Here is a 16,674-nt window from a genome sequence, read left to right as displayed (position 1 = left end):
ATTGTAGCAAGGGCGGCGGAACCGCTACATGGCCGAGCCACCTTCGATCACCGGCCGGATTCTCAACCTTGTAATGCGGTTCTTTACCCGCTTCATGACAAGGAAGCGCTTGCCATGAAATGTGAAAGCCTGCCGCTCGTCGGGGATCGAGCGGGACTCGTAGATGACCAGTCCGGCGACCGTCGTCGCCTCGCTGTCGGGCAGTGCCCAGCCCATGGCGCGGTTGAGGTCGCGGATGCTGACCGAGCCGTCGACCACGATCGAGCCGTCGGCCTCCTTGCGCACGCCGGGCAGGTTGACTTCGCCTTCCTCCGAGGTGTCGCCAACCACGTCCTCGAGGATGTCCTGCATGGTCACCATGCCCTGGACATCGCCATATTCGTCGACGACGATGGCGAAATGCGTGTTGCGGTTCAGGAAGGCTGCCAGTTGCTCGCGCAGGCTGGTCGTTTCGGGCACGAACCACGGCCGCTCGGCGATCTTGACGATGTCGAGCTTGTCAGTCGTCATTCCTGGCTCTGCCAGCGCGCGCAGCAAATCCTTGGCATGCACGACACCGATAATATTGTCGATCGAGTTGCGCCAAAGCGGCATGCGCGTATAGCGGCTGTCGAGGATCGCTCGGATGATCGCGTCGGGTGAATCGTCGGCATTGACGCCGCGCATCTGCGTGCGATGGATCAGGAGGTCGGCGATCTCGCGTTTGTCGAGTTCCGCCATGCTGTCGGGTTTTTCCCGCGGCGCCGCGCCATTGCTGCGCGATGCCGTCTCCGCCGGTTCATTTGCCGCAATGGCAACAGGCACCGGGCGGCCCGACACCAGCCAGATCAGCCTCTGCCAGAAGGTCGTCCCGCCGTTCATGGCTAACCGCGCTTCTCCTTGAGGAAGGAAAGGACCTCGGAGGCCGGCACATCGTCGGCGACGAAGGATTGACCAAGCCCGCGCGTCAGGATGAAGGTCAGTTTGCCGCCCTTGACCTTCTTGTCCTGGGTAATGGCTTCGAGCAAGGCTTCGGCCGGCGGCAGTTCGCCAGGGATATCCTGCATCACCGTCGGCAGGCCGACATCGCGAAGATGCGTTTGCACCCGGCTAGCCAGATCATAGCTCGAAAGGTTCATCCGCGCCGAGAATTGATGCGCCAGCACCATGCCGATCGACACGCCTTCACCGTGGACCAGACGAGACGAGTCGTAGTTCGTCGCCGCTTCCAGCGCATGGCCGAAGGTGTGGCCGAGATTGAGCAGGGCTCTCAGGCCATTCTCACGCTCGTCCTGGGCGACAACATCGGCCTTGGCCTGGCACGAGACGGCAATCGCCTCGATCCGCGAGGGACCGCCGGAAAATACGTCCTGCCAGTTCTTTTCCAGCCATTCGAAGAAATCCGGCTTGTCGATCAACCCGTATTTGGCCACCTCGGCATAGCCGGCACGGAATTCGCGCTCGGAGAGCGTGTTGAGCGTGTCGGTATCGGCCAGAACCAGGTCGGGCTGATGGAAGACGCCGATCAGGTTCTTGCCGTGGCGGGAATTGATGCCGGTCTTGCCGCCGACGGAGCTATCGACTTGCGCCAAAAGCGAGGTCGGGATCTGGATGAAGCGCGTGCCGCGCCGGGCAATGCCGGCAGCAAAACCCGTCAGGTCGCCAATCACGCCGCCGCCCAGCGCAATCACCGCGTCGTTGCGCTCGATCTTCGAGGCGAGGATGTGGTCGACCGCCTGCATCAGCGGCTCGAAGCTCTTAGTCTTCTCGCCGGCCGGCAGCGTTAGCGGATAGGTGCTGATGCCTTCGGCCTCGAGGCTGGCCGTCAGCGCCGGCAGATAGGAGGCGACATTTTCGTCGGTGATAACCGCCATCCGCTTGCCCTTGAGGCGCGCTGCGATCTCGCGGCCGGCGCGAGCAATCAGGCCGGAACCGATCAGGATGTCATAGGCACGGTCGCCGAGTTCGACCCGCACCGTCTTGGTTTCATGCGTCATGAGTTCACATTTTCCAGCGTCGAGGCCACCGCGGCAATCACCTCGGCGGCCACCATGTCCTTCTTGATGTCSCGCGACTTGACCCTCAGATGCGCCGTGGCATAGGTCGGATAGCGCGCATTCATCAGGTTTTCCAGCGTCTGCTTCGGGTTTTCGGTCTTGAGCAGCGGCCGGTTGTCGCGCTTGATCACCCGTTCCCAGAGTGTCTCCAGATCGGCGTCGAGCCACAGCGACAGACCGTTCTCGCGGATCGCGTCGCGCGTCTCCTCGTTCATGAAGGCGCCGCCACCGGTCGACAATACCCTGGGTCCGGTCTTCAACAGCCGCTTGATGACGCGCTGTTCGAGCTTGCGGAATTCCGGCTCGCCATAATGTTCGAAAAGTTCGGGAATGGTCATGCGCGAGACGCGCTCGATCTCGTGATCGGAATCGACGAAGGGAATGGCCAGCATATGCGCCACCAGCTTGCCGACCGCCGACTTGCCGGCGCCCATCAGGCCGACCAGCACGAGATTGCGCTTGCCGAGCGCCCTGAGCGCCCGTTCGGTATTGCCACCGTCCGCCTCCCGAGCCTCCATGGTCCCCTTTCCCGGATATTGCCCGGTTTCTGTTCTCTTGCGCTTCCTATGAGAAAAGAAAGGGTAACGTCAAGGGAGAGCTAGCATGCGTGTTCGGCGCTGCACCCCCTCTGTCCTGCCGGACATCTCCCCCTCAAGGGGGGAGATTGGCCAAAGGCACGAGCTTCGGCTCAAATATGCGCCGAGAACTGGGCATGAGATGGGTGTTTCGGGCAGAACGGCGCCCCGTCCAATCTCCCCTCTTGAGGGGGAGATGCCCGCCCTTCGACAAGCTCAGGAGGGCAGGGGGGGCCACAACGCCAACCCTACACGAAAGAGGCCGATATCACCCCTTGCGAATTACGAAGCGGTGTCCTGCATCAGTTTTTTCCAACAATAGGAGCTGATGCCCAGACTGACTGCAAAAGTGGGGAATATCGATGGATGCCAAAGGATCCGTCGTGTCAACCGATATGATATCGCCGGACTGCAACTTGGCGATCTTTTTCTCTGTCCACATGACGGGATGCGGGCACTTCAACCCCCGCAAATCCAACGCGAGCGCAATCTCGCCCGCCTCTTCCATCACCAGATCTTCCAGAAAGGCTTCTGTGCCGGCTGCGCGTCTTCGGTCTCGGGCTTCTGCTCGGCGACAACGGGTTGCGCGTCGGCTTTCTTCGTCTCGGTCTTCGCCTGCTTGGTCTCGACCTTGGTCTGCGCCGGCGTGGCAGACGTCTGCATTGCCTGGTCCGCCTGCTCGGTGGTCGCCGTCGTCTCGGACTTTTCCGCCTGCTTCTTGGTCCAGAAGCGCAGCAGTGCCAGGCCATTGCCGCCGTCGAGCGCCACCTGCGGCTGCTCGACCGGCTTGATCGGATTGGCTTGGGGAACCGGGATCGCGGCCTTGGCGAGGCGCTTTTCGATCTTTTCCTGTTCCTTCTGCTCGGCTTCGGCAGCTTTCTTCTTGGCCTCGACCTCGGCGACCGACAGCCAGATCACTTCCTTTTCGGTGCCGTTCTTGCGGGCTTCGACCTTGGCATAGGCGGCCTCATACGAGGGGACCGCATCGGAGGTCGGCGTCAGCTTCGCCGTCGGGTCGACGAGGACGTAATCGGCATCATTTTCGATCCGCGGCTTCCTGCCCATGCGCTTGGCCTGACGCGCCAGCGCCTTGCGATCGAATTCCGGTATGTCTTTCCAGGCGTTCTGATCGTATTTCGCCGAAGCAACAGTGAAGGCGGCGTCATAGGTCCTGGAATAGCTGGCATAGGCCGCCGTCAGGTCGGCCGGCGTGCCGGAGTTGCAGCCACCCACCTGGTTGAAGACATATTTCCGGCTACAGACGTCGACGTTGGGCGGACGATGGGTAATCTCGAAATAGTCGTATCCGGTCTTGATGTTCTTCCAGAAATCGTAGTCTTGCGAGAACCGATGCTTGGCCATGTTCTCGGCCGTCATCCGGAAAGGAAAGGCCTCGACCTGGAAACTCTTCTGGCCGCCGACAAAGGCTTCGCGTGCAAAGGTGTAGATCTGCAGGATCGCCGCATCCGACATCGAATAACAGCCCGCCGAAGCGCAGGCGCCGTGCACCATGATGTTGCGGCCGCCGCGGCCATAGGCGCGGTCATATTTGTTCGGGTAGCCGATGTCGAAGGACAGATAATATTGCGAATGCGGGTTCATCTGGCCAGGGGTGATGTTGTAGAACCCTTCCGGCGCCTRCCGGTCGCCTTCCTTCTTCTTCGGTCCCAGCATGCCGGACCAGGCGCAGATCGGATAGGTGGCGACGAGTTGGTAGCGATCGGAAGCATTCGCCTTCCAGACCTCCATCACCTCTTCTTCCTTGAAGACGCGGATCATGATCGGCGAAGACATGGAGAGGCCCATCTGGGCGATCTTCAGCTGCATCTTCGGCGGCAATGGATGCTGGGTGCGATCGGTCACTTCTTCGATCTGCAGCGTGTCCTTGGGCGTGCAGCCTGCAAGCAGGCCGAGGCCAACAGCGATTGCAAATCCCGTCCATACGCGCATTTCAGCAATCCCGCCTTTCGTCCGCCCGGCCGCCGCCGGGAATCATGCCATGAGGCTTATAAGATAGAAAATGTTACCGGAATATTCACATCCGGTTAACGCTATCCATATCCGACCGAAACTACAAAAATCAAACCCTGCGGTCCAGAGACAAACCGCGTGAATATGGCCGAGTTTAGGCAGTCGGTGGAAGGGTTTAATAATGGCGCAGCGCAGTCGCGACCGGCTCAGAGATGACGACCCATTTCCAGGAATTTCTGCCGACGCTCGCCCTTCAGGTCCTCGCGGCCCGTCAGCTCCGACAGCGCGCCCGCGATCACGTCGCCGGTGGCGCCGATCACCTTCTCCGGATCGCGATGAGCACCGCCGATGGGCTCGGGAATGATGCCGTCGACAATGCCGAACTGCTTCAGGTCCTCGGCGGTGATCTTCATGTTCTGCGCCGCTTCCTTGGCGCGGGTTGAATCGCGCCAGAGGATCGAGGCCGCACCTTCCGGCGAGATAACCGAATAGATCGAATGTTCGAGCATGTAGACGCGGTTGCCGGTGGCGATCGCAATCGCGCCGCCCGAGCCGCCTTCGCCGATGATCACCGAAACCACCGGCACCTTGACGTTCAGGCACATTTCCGTCGACCGGGCAATGGCTTCCGCCTGGCCGCGCTCTTCGGCGCCGACACCGGGATAGGCGCCGGCCGTATCCACCAGCGTCACGATCGGCATGGAAAAGCGGTCGGCGAGTTCCATGATGCGGATCGCCTTGCGATAGCCTTCCGGCCGTGCCGAGCCGAAATTGTGCCGGATGCGGGTCTTGGTGTCGTTGCCCTTTTCCTGGCCGATCAGCGCTACCGCCTGGCCGCGGAAACGGGCAAAGCCCGCCTGGATGGCATCGTCATTGGCAAATTTGCGATCACCGGCAAGCGGGGTGAATTCCGTGAACAGCTTTTCCTGGTAGTCGATGAAATGCGGGCGCGACGGATGGCGGGCCACCTGCGTCTTCTGCCATGGCGTCAGCTTGGCATAGATTTCAGCCGTGGCGTCGCGCGCCCGGGCCTCGAGGCGAGCAATTTCCTCGGAGGTATCGATGCTTTCATTCTCCGCGGCAAGGTTCTTGAGTTCGAGGATCTTGCCTTCGAGATCGGATATCGGCTTTTCGAAATCGAGATAGTTATACATGGTGATCCGTCTGATCCGTTCCGGGAAGTCGCTTGCCGCTCCTATGCCCTGTTTTTCGCGGCTTTTGCAAGAGGGTGGTGCGTTTCGACCAGTTGCCTGAGCTTTGCGTCGAGCACATGCGTATAGATTTGTGTCGTGGCAATGTCGCTATGGCCGAGAAGTTCCTGGACGACACGCAGGTCGGCGCCATTGGCCAGGAGGTGGCTGGCAAAGGCGTGGCGGATCACATGTGGGGAGAGTTTGTCGGCACGCAAGCCTGCCCGTGCGCCAAGGCTTTTCAGATCGCGGGCGAAGACCTGCCGCGGCAGGTAGCCCGTGGCGCTGTCGGCCGGAAAGAGGTGACGGAACTGCTTGTCGCCATGGACGGCCATCAATTCCCGCCCGTAAGCCGCCACCGCCGCGATCGCCGCCTTGGTCAGCGGCACCAGTCTCTCCTTGGCGCCTTTGCCGCGGATCACCAGGAAGCGGCCTTCCTCACCGAGCACGGTTGCCGGCAGCGACACGACTTCGCTGACGCGCATGCCGGTGGCATAGCAGAGTTCGATCAGGGCCAGCATTCTCAGCCGCACAAGCCTGTCATCGCCTTCCGTGCCGGCTTCTTCGGCAGCGCGGGCGAGCAGGCGATCGGTTTCCTCCTCCGACAAGGTCTTGGGCAGCGCACGTCCCTTTTTCGGCGCATCGAGAATGCCGGATGGATCGTCACCGCGGATATTTTCGGCATAGAGGAACTTGTAGAACTGGCGGATCGCCGACAGCCGCCGCGCTTGCGACGAGGCCTTGTAGCCCTCCTTGGCCATGTGGCCGAGAAAGGCCTGCAGGTCCGCTGAGGCGGCGGAGGTCATCGAAACGCCGCGTCCTGTCAGAAACGAGCGCAGTTCCTCCAGATCCTTCTCATAGGAAATGAGCGTATTCTTGGCCGCGCCGCGCTCGGCGCTCATCATTTCGAGGAAGGCTTCGGCATGCGCGGCGGACATATCCATGGCGGGCGACCTCATTTCGGCGCTGGCGGATTGGTGCGTTCCGATGGGATTTCGATGGTTGCCGGACGCGGTTTTGGATCGACCAGATAGGCGAGCGAGAACAGCACGGCATAGATGAGCCCCGCAATGATGGCGCACCAATAGAGAAACCTGAAAAGCGTAGGCATTCAGTCTTGTACCTGCGGGACCGAGTCATGGGCCGGAGTCTATGCGGCAATGTTTATATAGTTCTTTACCGGCGAGTAAATCTGTTGCGGTTGCGAAGGGATCGGCGGAACGCGCGCCATTTGACCGTTAAAGTCCCCACACCACCGAATTCTCGTGCCGCTTGATCAAAAGCTTCAAATCTTCGAACCCCGCGCCAATAAACTTGGCGAACTGATCTATCGCCGGCGCTCGCAATGCATCCGCCCGCCTGAGCAATCCCAGCGCGCGCTCCGGATGCGGGATCGTCACCGGCAGCGCCGTGATGGATCTCTCGTTGCGCAGCGCGAAGACGACGCTGTGCGGCATGATCGTCAGCGCCTCTGAATTCTTGAGGTAGTTGATGACACTCATCAACGAGCCGCCGGAATATCGGATCTTGATCTCGGTGGCGCCGAACGAGAGCAGCATGCTGCGAAGGTCGGCCAGCAGCGGGCTGCCGGGTGGTGGCGCGATCCAGGGGTAGTCGAGCAGATGCGATGGTTGCGGCCGCCGTTTCATCAGGAGTGGATGAGTGGCGCTGCAGGCGACGACATTGCGGCCGGGCAGGATCTGCTGGAAGACCAGCCCCGATCCTTCATCGAGGATATCGATCGGGCAGATCGCGAGGTCGATCTGGTCGGCATTCAGCGCCGCCCGCAGGTCCGGGAAATAACCATAGGTCAGGTCGACACGCACATCGGGATGCTTGCTCTGGAAGTCGGCGATCATCGCGGCAATCAGGGCATCCATGAAGAAAGGCGTGCCGCCGACACGCACGACGCCGCTCTTGCCGACACGAAAACTTTCCACCGTCTCCGACGCCTTGCGACCGGCGGCCATCATCGACAGGCCGTGTTCGGCCAGCGCTTTGCCCAGCGGTGTCGGCTGTAGCGGCCGCCTGCCCTTGATGAACAGCGGCTCGCCAAGGCGCTTTTCCAGCATGGCAATGGTGCGGGAGATGGCGGGCTGGGCGAGGCCGAGAAAGGCCGCACCTTCCGTCACGCCGCCGGTTTGCACCACCGCCGCCAGTTGCACCAGATGCCGTTCATCGATCTTCATAACGATATGTTATATAAACTGGGAATAAAATGATCAACCGGCAGGCTGAGCTTTGCTACTCTCTTCAATGACAGGATTGGAGGAGAGCATGTCGCCTGGGATCAACGCGCTGAATTTCACGGAAGCCAATTCCGCTGACATGTTCGCGCAACGTCTTTCCAGCACGAAGAAGAGCGAATTGCCGCAAATCCTCGCGGCGGCGGTGCAGCATCTGCACGCCCTGATCCGGGAATTCCGCCCGACGCCGGAGGAGTGGCGCAATGTCATTGCCTTCCTCACCGAAGTCGGCCATGCCTGCGACGAGCGTCGCCAGGAATGGGTGCTGCTGTCAGATCTTCTCGGCGCGTCCGCGCTTGTCGACGAGATCAATACGCGCCGGCCGAAAGGCGCCACCCCCAACACCGTGCGCGGCCCTTTTTATCGACCAGACGCGCCGCACTATTCACCGGGCGCCTCGATCTCGCTGGACGGCATCGGCGAACCGCTCCACGTCGGCGGCCGCATCACCGACCTTGATGGCCGCCCGGTTGCCGGTGCCGTCATCGAAACCTGGCAGGCCAATGCCGAGGGTTTTTACGAAAACCAGCAGCCCGACCGGCAGCCGGAATTCAATCTGCGCGGGGCGTTCCAAGCCGATGCCGACGGCCACTTTCGCTATCGCACGATCAAGCCCGCCGGCTACGGCGTGCCGGACGACGGCCCGGTTGGCCAATTGCTGAAGCAGGCAGGCTATCCGCTTCGCCGTCCGGCGCATCTGCATTTCCTGGTCAAAGCGCCGGGCTTCGATACCATCACCACGCATCTCTACGACAGCTGCGATCCGCATCTCGGTGAAGATGCTATTTTCGGGGTCAAACCGGAATTGGTGACCGATTTCGGCGACGGCCGGATCGAGTTCACATTCGTCATGGCCCGGGCCAGGAACGGAGCACGCCTATGAGCCGCATTTTCACCTATCAGGGCAGTGCTGCCCACATCGTTTTCGGCGAAGGCAAGGCGGAGACCGCCGACGAGTGGATCCAGAAGCTGGGCTGCAAAAAGGCGCTCGTGCTATCAACCCCGCATCAAAAGGCCGATGCCGAAAGACTGGCCGGAAAGCTCGGAGCACTGGCGGCCGGCACCTTTCCCGGTGCGGTGATGCACACGCCCGTCGACGTCACCGAAGAGGCAATGAAAGTTGTCGCGGCAACGGGCGCCGATTGCGTCGTTTCGCTTGGCGGCGGCTCGACCACCGGGTTGGGCAAGGCCATTGCCTATCGCACCGACCTGCCGCAGATCGTCATCCCCACCACTTATGCGGGCTCGGAAGTCACGCCCATTCTTGGCCAGACTGAGGGCGGCCGCAAGACGACGGTGCGAGACGCGAAAATCCTGCCCGAGGTGGTGATCTACGACGCGACGCTGACCACCGGCCTGCCGGTGGCACTGTCAGTCACGTCCGGCCTCAACGCCATGGCGCACGCGGTCGAGGCGCTCTATGCGCAGGATCGCAACCCGATTTCCAGCCTGATGGCGGCGGAAGGCCTGCGCGCTTTCAAAACGGCCTTGCCGGCGATCATCAAAACCCCCGGCGATCTTCCAGTGCGCGCCGATGGCCTCTACGGTGCCTGGCTCTGCGGTACAGTGCTCGGCACGGTCGGCATGGCCCTGCATCACAAGATTTGCCACACGCTGGGCGGCACGTTCGATACGCCGCATGCCGACACCCATGCAATCATGCTGCCGCACACGGCAGGCTTCAATGCCGCCGCCGTGCCGGACCTGCTCGAGCCGGTGGCCGACACATTCGGCGGCTCGGTCGGCGGCGGGCTTTGGGATTTTGCCAAGTCGATCAATGCACCGATGGCGCTGCGCGATCTCGGCCTGACCGAAGCCGATCTCGACAAGGCCGCTGATATCGCCACCGAAAACCCCTATTGGAACCCGCGCCCGATCGACAAGCCGTCGATCCGCGCGCTGCTGCAGCAGGCCTGGGAGGGCCTACGACCGACCGCATGACGCCAACGAAAACTGGGAGGAGAGGACAATGACAACAAGACGCGAATTTCTGAAGCAGACCGCTGCCACCGGCGTGCTCGCCGCCACATCCGGTCTGGCTCTGCCGGCAATCGCCGCCGACAAGACAATCAAGCTCGGCTATGTCAGCCCACAGACCGGCCCGCTTGCCGCTTTCGGCGAGGCAGATAAATTCGTGATCAGCAATTTCCTGGCGACCACGAAGAAAATGGGCCTGAATTACGAGGTCGTGGTCAAGGACAGCCAGTCCAACCCCAACCGCGCCGCCGAAGTCGCCAAGGAACTGATCGTCAAGGATCAGGTCAACCTTATGCTCGTCTCGTCGACGCCGGAAACCACCAATCCGGTTTCGACCACCTGCGAGGCTGAGGAAATGCCCTGCATTTCCACGGTGGCGCCCTGGCAGCCCTGGTTCATCGGCCAGCAAGCCAATCCGGGCGACCCGAAGTCGTGGAAGCCGTTCAACTTCGCCTACCATTTTTTCTGGGGCCTGGAAGACATCATCGCCGTCTTCACCGGCATGTGGGGCCAGATCGAGACCAACAAGCAGATCGGCGGCCTGTTCCCCAATGATGGCGACGGCAATGCCTGGGGCGACAAGGTCGTAGGCTTTCCGCCGGTGCTGGAAAAACTCGGCTACAAGCTGACCGATCCCGGCCGCTTCCAGGACCTGACCGACGATTTCTCCGCACAGATCAACGCTTTCAAGCAGGCCAACGCCGAGATCATTACCGGCGTGGTGATCCCGCCGGACCTGACCACCTTCTGGAACCAGGCCAAGCAGCAGGGCCTCAAGCCGAAAATCGCCTCGATCGGCAAGGCGCTGCTCTTCCCGCAGACGGTGGAATCGCTCGGCGATGCCGGCCACAACCTCTCGACCGAGGTCTGGTGGACGCCCAGCCATCCGTTCAAGTCGTCGCTGACCGGTGAGACCGCCAAACAGGTTGCCGACGCCTTCACCGCCGCCACCAACCGGCCATGGACACAGCCGATCGGCTTTGCCCATGCGCTGTTCGAACTGGCTGTCGACGTGATGAAGCGCGCCGAGGACCCGACGGACGGTGAGGGCGTGGCCAAGGCGATCGGCGAAACCAGGCTCGATACGCTGGTCGGCCCGATTGCCTGGGGCAATGACAAGCTACCGCCCTTTGCCCAGAAGAACGTCGCCAAGACCCCGCTCGTCGGCGGCCAGTGGCGCCTGAAGCAGGGCGGCAAGGGTTATGATCTGGTGGTGGTGGAGAATTCGCTGGCGACGAATGTGCCATTGGGTGGAAAGCTGGAGGCGCTGAGCTAAGTGCCCGCTCACCCTTAGTGCGCGTGTCTGCCCCTCACCCTAGCCCTCTCCCCGCAGGCGGGGAGAGGGAATCCGCTCCGAAACCGCCTCGCCGTCAGCATTCGGCAGACGTTTGAGAGAGGCTCGAGCGGGTGCCCCAGGTCCCTTCTCCCCGTCACTACGGGGAGAAGATGCCGGCAGGCAGATGAGGGGCATGGCACTTAGGGCGCGGATCAAGACAACCCGATCATGCTCACAAAAACGAATGAACTTGGACAACTGACCCCATGCCCATCCTCGAACTCACCGGAATCTCGAAAAAATTCGGCGCGCTGACCGTCGCCGAACAGATTTCGTTTTCCGTCGAGGCAGGCGAGGCGCTCGGCATCATCGGTCCCAACGGTGCCGGCAAATCTACCCTCTTCAACCTGATCACCGGCAACATCCCAGCAGATAGCGGCACGATCCGCTTCTGCGATCAGGATGTCACCCGCGTCCCGCCGATGCAGCGCTGCTTTTCCGGCATGGGCCGCACCTTCCAGATTCCGCAGCCCTTTGAACAGCTCACCGTCTTCGAAAACCTGCTGGTCGCCGGCGCCTTCGGGGCGCAGAAATCCGAAGGCGAGGTGGCCGACCGCTGTGCCGAAATCCTGATCGACACCGGCTTGATCGACAAGGCCAATGCCACAGCCGGCAGCCTCAGCCTGCTGCAGCGCAAGCGGCTGGAACTGGCTCGCGCCATGGCCACGGACCCGAAACTTCTGCTGCTCGATGAGATCGCCGGCGGCCTGACCGAAGGCGAATGTCGTGCGCTGGTCGCCACCATCCGCGGCGTGCATGAAAAGGGCATTGCCGTGATCTGGATCGAGCACGTGCTGCACGCACTGAATTCCGTCGTCGAGCGGCTGCTCGTGCTGCATTTCGGCAAGGTGCTCGGCATCGGCAAGCCGGATGCGATCATGGCCTCGAAAGAGGTGCGCGAAATCTATCTGGGGATCGAGATATGACGTTGATCGAGACTCGCGACCTCAAAGCCTTCTACGGGGATTTCCAGGCGCTGTTCGGCGTCGACATCACCCTGAACGAGGGCGAAACCATCGCCATCATCGGCGCCAATGGCGCCGGCAAGACGACCCTGATGCGTTCCCTATCGGGCGTGCTTCGGAATGAGCCCGGCTCCATCCGTTATCGTGGCACGGAAATCGGCGCATTGCCCGCGCCTGACGTCATGGCGCGCGGCATCGCCATGGTGCCGGAAGGCCGAAAACTTTTCCCATCGCTGACGGTCGAGGAAAATCTTCTCGTCGGCGCCTATGGCCGCAAAGTCGCCGGTCCCTGGAACCTCGACAGCATCTTCTCGCTCTTTCCGATCCTGAAAGAGCGTCGCAATAGTCCGGCGACCGCGCTCTCGGGCGGTCAGCAGCAGATGGTGGCGATCGGCCGGGCGCTGATGTCGAACCCCGATGTGCTGCTTTGCGACGAGATCAGCCTCGGCCTCGCGCCCGTCGTCATCCGCGATATCTATGCCGCCTTTCCGAAAATACGCGAGACGGGTGCGGCGATCGTCATCGTCGAACAAGACATTGCGCAAGCGCTGAAAGTCGCCGATCGCATCTATTGCATGATGGAGGGGCGCATCACCCTGACAGGCAAATCCGGCGAACTCGACCGCGCCGCCATTCACAAAGCCTATTTCGGAGCGGATGGCCATGAACTGGTTTGACACCATTCTCCAAGGCGTCCTGCTTGGCGGGCTCTATGCGCTGTTCGCGGCGGGTCTAAGCCTCGTCTTCGGCATCATGCGGCTGGTCAACCTCGCCCATGGCGACCTGATCATCCTCGCCGCCTTCCTGATTCTGCTGCTTGTCTCGGCGCTCGGCCTCAATCCCTTCCTGGCGGCGCTGATTGCCGCTCCGCTGATGTTCGCCATCGGCTGGGCGCTGCAATATTACCTACTCAACCGCACGCTCGGCAAAGACATCCTGCCGCCGCTCCTCGTCACCTTCGGCCTCTCCATCGTCATCCAGAACGGCTTGCTTGAAGGCTTCACCGCCGACAGTCGCCGCATCTCGGCCGGCAGCCTGGAGACCGCATCGGTCTCACTCGGCATCGCCAATGCCGGCATCATGCCGCTGATGACCTTTGCCTCGGCCATCATCGTCATCGTCGTGCTCAACCAGTTGATCTATCGCACGGCCATCGGCCGAGCCTTCCGCGCTACCTCCGATGACGCAGTCACCGCCGGCCTGATGGGTATCCGGCCACAGCGTATCTTCGCCATGGCCACCGGCGTTGCCATGGTGGTCGTCACCATCGCAGCACTCTATCTCGGCACCCGCGCCAATTTCGACCCGACCTCCGGCCCGGCCCGGCTGATTTATGCCTTCGAGGCGGTGATCATCGGCGGGCTCGGCTCGCTCTGGGGCACGCTCGCCGGTGGCATCATTCTCGGCGTGGCGCAGACCGTCGGCGCCGCGGTCAGCCCGGAATGGCAGATCCTGACCGGCCATCTCGCCTTCCTTGTTGTTCTCCTATTCAAGCCTCGCGGTCTCTTTCCGCGGGCGGTGGATTGAGGCGCGGCCATGGACAAGTCCGTCATCCAATCCTTCAAGGTCGAGACCCGCACCCGGGCATCCTCGCTTTTCATGTTCGTTGCCGTGCTGATCGTCATTGCCGGCATCCTCGCACCTTTCATCGTCTCGCGCGGCGTGATCCAGGACCTGTTCTTCATCCTCACCATGCTGGTCCTGGCACAGTGCTGGAACCTGCTCGCCGGCTATGCCGGGCTGATCTCTGTCGGCCAGCAACTGTTCGTCGGCTGCGGCGGTTACGCGATGTTCGCTGTGGTCAGCCTGCTTGGTTTCGACCCGATTGTGGCGATCGTCGCCGCCGGTATCTTCTCCTCGCTGGTTGCGGTGCCGACCGCTTTCTTCACCTTCCGGCTCTATGGGCCCTATTTCGCCATCGGCACCTGGGTGATCGCCGAAGTCGGACGGCTCCTGCTGGCGCAATGGAAGGCGCTGGGCGGCGGCACCGGCACGTCGCTGCCGCGCGATGCCACCCGCGACATGTTCGGCATCAAGCTGCTCAAGCAGCTTTTCCGGATGAAAGCCGGGGAGGCGACCGACGCCATCACCTATTGGCTGGCGCTGATCCTCGTCGTCGTCACCATCGGCTTCATTTATCGCCTGCTGCGCTCAAAGCAGGGGCTCGGCCTTGCCGCGGTACGCGACAACGAACAGGCGGCACGCGCTGTCGGTGTAGATGCGCGACGGATGAAGACGCTGGTCTATCTGGTCACCGCTTTCCTGACAGGTGCCTGCGGCGCGCTCATCTATATCCAGAAGCAACGTATCTCGCCCGACGCCGCCTTCTCGGTCATCGACTGGACGGCCTATGTGATCTTCATCGTGGTCATCGGCGGCATCGGCACGGTCGAGGGACCGATCGTCGGCGTCATCGTCTTCTTCCTGCTGCAGAACCTGCTCGCCGACTACGGCTCGTGGTACCTGCTGCTGCTCGGCATGATCGCCATCGTCACCATGCTGTTTGCGCCGCGCGGGCTCTGGGGCCTGTTCTCGGCCCGCACCGGCATCCAGCTTTTTCCGGTCCGCCGCATCCTGAAAGGCGGGCTGTTAGGAAACACCATCAAGGGAGGAAAGAATGGCTGATATCACCACCGACGTGCTCGTCATCGGCACCGGCCCAGCAGGCTCGGCGACCGCGGCACTGCTGGCAACCTACGGCATCGAAAACATGGTGATCAACCGCTATCGCTGGCTGGCCAGCACGCCGCGCGCCCATATCACCAACCAGCGCACCATGGAAGTGCTGCGCGACCTCGGGCGGAATGTCGAAGACGAGGCCTATATGTTCGCCGCCGAACAGGACCTGATGGGCGAAAACGTCTTCTGCACCTCGCTGACCGGCGAAGAGATCGGCCGGATGAAGAGCTGGGGCAAGCATCCGCTTTCGCGCGCCGAGCATCAACTGTCGTCGCCGAGCCACATGAACGATCTGCCCCAGACCTTCATGGAGCCGCTGCTGTTCAAGACCGCCTGTTCGCGCGGCACACAGGCGCGGATGTCGACCGAATATGTCAGCCACGAACAGGACGCGGACGGCGTCACCACCACTTGCCTCGATCGGCTGACCGGCAAGCAGATCACCGTGCGCTCGAAATACCTGGTCGGCGCCGATGGCGGCAATTCCAAGGTTGCCGAGCACGCCGGCCTGACCTTTGAAGGCAAGATGGGCGTCGGCGGCTCGATGAACATCTTGTTCGAGGCCGATCTCTCCCAGCATGTCGCCCATCGTCCCTCTGTGCTCTATTGGGTGCTGCAGCCGGGCGCCGATGTTGGCGGCATCGGCATGGGCCTGGTGCGCATGGTTCGGCCGTGGCATGAATGGCTGATCGTCTGGGGTTATGACATCAACCAGCCGGCGCCCGAGGTCACCGACGATTTCGCCGTCAAGGTCGTACGCGATCTCGTCGGCGACCAGGATCTGCAGCCGAAGATCAAGTCGGTCTCGACCTGGACCGTCAACAACATGTATGCGACCAGGATGTCGAACGGCCGCGTTTTCTGCATGGGCGACGCAACGCACCGCCATCCGCCTTCCAACGGGCTGGGTTCCAACACCTCGATTCAGGATGCCTTCAACCTCGCCTGGAAGCTGGCTGCCGTGTTGAAGGGCCAGGCCGGCGCGAGCCTGCTCGACAGCTACAATGCCGAGCGCGCACCGATCGCCAAACAGATCGTCACCCGCGCCAACAAGTCGATCGAGGAATTCGGTCCGATCTTCAAGGCGCTTGGCCTGCTCGATTCCGTCGATCCGGTGAAGATGCAGGAGAACATGGACGCCCGCTGCGACGACACGGCCGAAGCAGAACTGCAGCGCGCCGCGATCCGCGAGGCGATCGCCTACAAGGTCTATGAATTCGATGCCCATGGCGTCGAGATGAATCACCGCTACGCGTCGAATGCCGTGATCCCGGATGGCCAGGCCGAACCAGCTTTCGAGAAGGACGCCGAACTGCATTACCAGCCGACCACGTGGCCCGGCGCGCGCCTGCCGCATGCCTGGCTGTTCGGCAAGCAAGGCCAAAAAGTCTCGACGCTCGATCTCACCGGGCATGGCGTCTTCACCATCCTCACCGGCATCGGAGGCGACGGCTGGGTGGAGGCGGCAAAGAGCGTGAGCAAGGAATTCGGCCTGCCGATCACCGTCCACAAGATCGGACCGCGCCAGGAATGGCAGGATCTGGTCGGCGACTGGGCCAATGCACGCGAAGTCCGTGATGCCGGCGCGCTGCTCGTTCGCCCCGATCACCATGTCGCCTGGCGTTCCGAAGGTATGGCCTCCGATCCGGAGGCTGAACTCCGCCGCGTCCTGAAATCGATCCTGAACAAGTGAGGCCAT

Annotated in this window: 16 protein-coding genes and 1 pseudogene; 8 read left to right on the top strand and 9 right to left on the bottom strand. The window is 62.0% G+C overall.

From position 1 onward, the window contains the following. Positions 1-24: 24 nt before the first annotated feature. The 9 genes and pseudogenes from AC1D06_RS11655 to AC1D06_RS11615 all read right to left on the bottom strand — a co-directional run. A pseudogene (locus tag AC1D06_RS11655) lies at positions 25-684 on the bottom strand (transporter associated domain-containing protein); the annotation flags it as partial. Positions 685-863: 179 nt separating this feature from the next. Beyond that, positions 864-1,976, bottom strand: coding sequence for a 3-dehydroquinate synthase (gene aroB / locus AC1D06_RS11650; RefSeq protein WP_477986344.1), 1,113 nt, complete (start codon positions 1,974-1,976; stop codon positions 864-866). Continuing rightward, positions 1,973-2,554, bottom strand: coding sequence for a shikimate kinase (locus tag AC1D06_RS11645; RefSeq protein ID WP_477986342.1), 582 nt, complete (start codon positions 2,552-2,554; stop codon positions 1,973-1,975). Before AC1D06_RS11645 ends, aroB begins: the two co-directional genes overlap by 4 nt. 325 nt (positions 2,555-2,879) lie before the next feature. After that, on the bottom strand, positions 2,880-3,119 hold the full coding sequence (locus AC1D06_RS11640; RefSeq protein ID WP_477986341.1) for a sulfurtransferase TusA family protein: 240 nt from the start codon (positions 3,117-3,119) through the stop codon (positions 2,880-2,882). After that, positions 3,119-4,561, bottom strand: coding sequence for a L,D-transpeptidase family protein (locus AC1D06_RS11635; protein WP_477986340.1), 1,443 nt, complete (start codon positions 4,559-4,561; stop codon positions 3,119-3,121). The genes AC1D06_RS11640 and AC1D06_RS11635 overlap by 1 nt, the downstream gene beginning before the upstream one ends. Before the next feature lie 227 nt (positions 4,562-4,788). Continuing rightward, the gene (locus AC1D06_RS11630; protein WP_477875760.1) at positions 4,789-5,736 is read right to left on the bottom strand and encodes an acetyl-CoA carboxylase carboxyltransferase subunit alpha; all 948 of its coding nucleotides are present in this window, start codon (positions 5,734-5,736) and stop codon (positions 4,789-4,791) included. Between the two features lie 41 nt (positions 5,737-5,777). Next, the gene (locus tag AC1D06_RS11625) at positions 5,778-6,716 is read right to left on the bottom strand and encodes a site-specific tyrosine recombinase XerD (protein WP_477986339.1); all 939 of its coding nucleotides are present in this window, start codon (positions 6,714-6,716) and stop codon (positions 5,778-5,780) included. 11 nt (positions 6,717-6,727) lie between these two features. Then, positions 6,728-6,883, bottom strand: a complete 156-nt coding sequence (locus AC1D06_RS11620) for a hypothetical protein (protein WP_477875758.1) — start codon at positions 6,881-6,883, stop codon at positions 6,728-6,730. A gap of 127 nt (positions 6,884-7,010) precedes the next feature. Beyond that, complete coding sequence (locus AC1D06_RS11615) at positions 7,011-7,961, bottom strand: LysR family transcriptional regulator (RefSeq protein ID WP_477986338.1); 951 nt, start codon at positions 7,959-7,961, stop codon at positions 7,011-7,013. 88 nt (positions 7,962-8,049) lie between these two features. Between AC1D06_RS11615 and AC1D06_RS11610 the strand changes: the two genes are divergently transcribed. The 8 genes from AC1D06_RS11610 (at position 8,050) to AC1D06_RS11575 (ending at position 16,668) form a co-directional block, all read left to right on the top strand. Further along, positions 8,050-8,901 carry a dioxygenase family protein gene (locus AC1D06_RS11610; protein WP_477875756.1) on the top strand — a complete coding sequence of 284 codons (852 nt, stop codon included), beginning with the start codon at positions 8,050-8,052 and terminating at the stop codon, positions 8,899-8,901. Further along, positions 8,898-9,959, top strand: coding sequence for a maleylacetate reductase (locus tag AC1D06_RS11605; RefSeq protein WP_477986337.1), 1,062 nt, complete (start codon positions 8,898-8,900; stop codon positions 9,957-9,959). Before AC1D06_RS11610 ends, AC1D06_RS11605 begins: the two co-directional genes overlap by 4 nt. Positions 9,960-9,987: 28 nt before the next feature. Then, positions 9,988-11,271 (top strand): ABC transporter substrate-binding protein, encoded by a 1,284-nt coding sequence (locus tag AC1D06_RS11600; RefSeq protein WP_477875754.1) that lies wholly within the window; start codon positions 9,988-9,990, stop codon positions 11,269-11,271. Between the two features lie 266 nt (positions 11,272-11,537). After that, positions 11,538-12,257, top strand: a complete 720-nt coding sequence (locus AC1D06_RS11595; RefSeq protein ID WP_477986336.1) for an ABC transporter ATP-binding protein — start codon at positions 11,538-11,540, stop codon at positions 12,255-12,257. After that, a complete protein-coding gene (locus tag AC1D06_RS11590; RefSeq protein WP_477986335.1) occupies positions 12,254-12,973 on the top strand; it encodes an ABC transporter ATP-binding protein in 720 nt (239 codons plus the stop codon). Before AC1D06_RS11595 ends, AC1D06_RS11590 begins: the two co-directional genes overlap by 4 nt. Continuing rightward, on the top strand, positions 12,960-13,823 hold the full coding sequence (locus AC1D06_RS11585; RefSeq protein ID WP_477875751.1) for a branched-chain amino acid ABC transporter permease: 864 nt from the start codon (positions 12,960-12,962) through the stop codon (positions 13,821-13,823). The genes AC1D06_RS11590 and AC1D06_RS11585 overlap by 14 nt, the downstream gene beginning before the upstream one ends. 9 nt (positions 13,824-13,832) lie before the next feature. Beyond that, a complete protein-coding gene (locus tag AC1D06_RS11580) occupies positions 13,833-14,921 on the top strand; it encodes a branched-chain amino acid ABC transporter permease (protein WP_477986334.1) in 1,089 nt (362 codons plus the stop codon). Beyond that, positions 14,914-16,668 (top strand): FAD-dependent oxidoreductase, encoded by a 1,755-nt coding sequence (locus AC1D06_RS11575; RefSeq protein WP_477986333.1) that lies wholly within the window; start codon positions 14,914-14,916, stop codon positions 16,666-16,668. The genes AC1D06_RS11580 and AC1D06_RS11575 overlap by 8 nt, the downstream gene beginning before the upstream one ends. The last annotated feature ends 6 nt before the right edge of the window (positions 16,669-16,674 follow it).

Source organism: Rhizobium sp. P2_G2 (genome assembly GCF_056403555.1).
This window is presented reverse-complemented; position numbering and strand designations above follow the sequence as displayed.

Coding starts and splice junctions, on each gene's coding strand:
- AC1D06_RS11630 (WP_477875760.1), bottom strand. CDS start 5,736: ATGTATAACTATCTCGATTTCGAAAAGCCGATATCCGATCTCGAAGGC.
- AC1D06_RS11640 (WP_477986341.1), bottom strand. CDS start 3,119: ATGGAAGAGGCGGGCGAGATTGCGCTCGCGTTGGATTTGCGGGGGTTG.
- AC1D06_RS11585 (WP_477875751.1), top strand. CDS start 12,960: ATGAACTGGTTTGACACCATTCTCCAAGGCGTCCTGCTTGGCGGGCTC.
- AC1D06_RS11590 (WP_477986335.1), top strand. CDS start 12,254: ATGACGTTGATCGAGACTCGCGACCTCAAAGCCTTCTACGGGGATTTC.
- AC1D06_RS11575 (WP_477986333.1), top strand. CDS start 14,914: ATGGCTGATATCACCACCGACGTGCTCGTCATCGGCACCGGCCCAGCA.
- AC1D06_RS11610 (WP_477875756.1), top strand. CDS start 8,050: ATGTCGCCTGGGATCAACGCGCTGAATTTCACGGAAGCCAATTCCGCT.
- AC1D06_RS11615 (WP_477986338.1), bottom strand. CDS start 7,961: ATGAAGATCGATGAACGGCATCTGGTGCAACTGGCGGCGGTGGTGCAA.
- AC1D06_RS11605 (WP_477986337.1), top strand. CDS start 8,898: ATGAGCCGCATTTTCACCTATCAGGGCAGTGCTGCCCACATCGTTTTC.
- aroB (WP_477986344.1), bottom strand. CDS start 1,976: ATGACGCATGAAACCAAGACGGTGCGGGTCGAACTCGGCGACCGTGCC.
- AC1D06_RS11620 (WP_477875758.1), bottom strand. CDS start 6,883: ATGCCTACGCTTTTCAGGTTTCTCTATTGGTGCGCCATCATTGCGGGG.
- AC1D06_RS11600 (WP_477875754.1), top strand. CDS start 9,988: ATGACAACAAGACGCGAATTTCTGAAGCAGACCGCTGCCACCGGCGTG.
- AC1D06_RS11595 (WP_477986336.1), top strand. CDS start 11,538: ATGCCCATCCTCGAACTCACCGGAATCTCGAAAAAATTCGGCGCGCTG.
- AC1D06_RS11580 (WP_477986334.1), top strand. CDS start 13,833: ATGGACAAGTCCGTCATCCAATCCTTCAAGGTCGAGACCCGCACCCGG.
- AC1D06_RS11625 (WP_477986339.1), bottom strand. CDS start 6,716: ATGGATATGTCCGCCGCGCATGCCGAAGCCTTCCTCGAAATGATGAGC.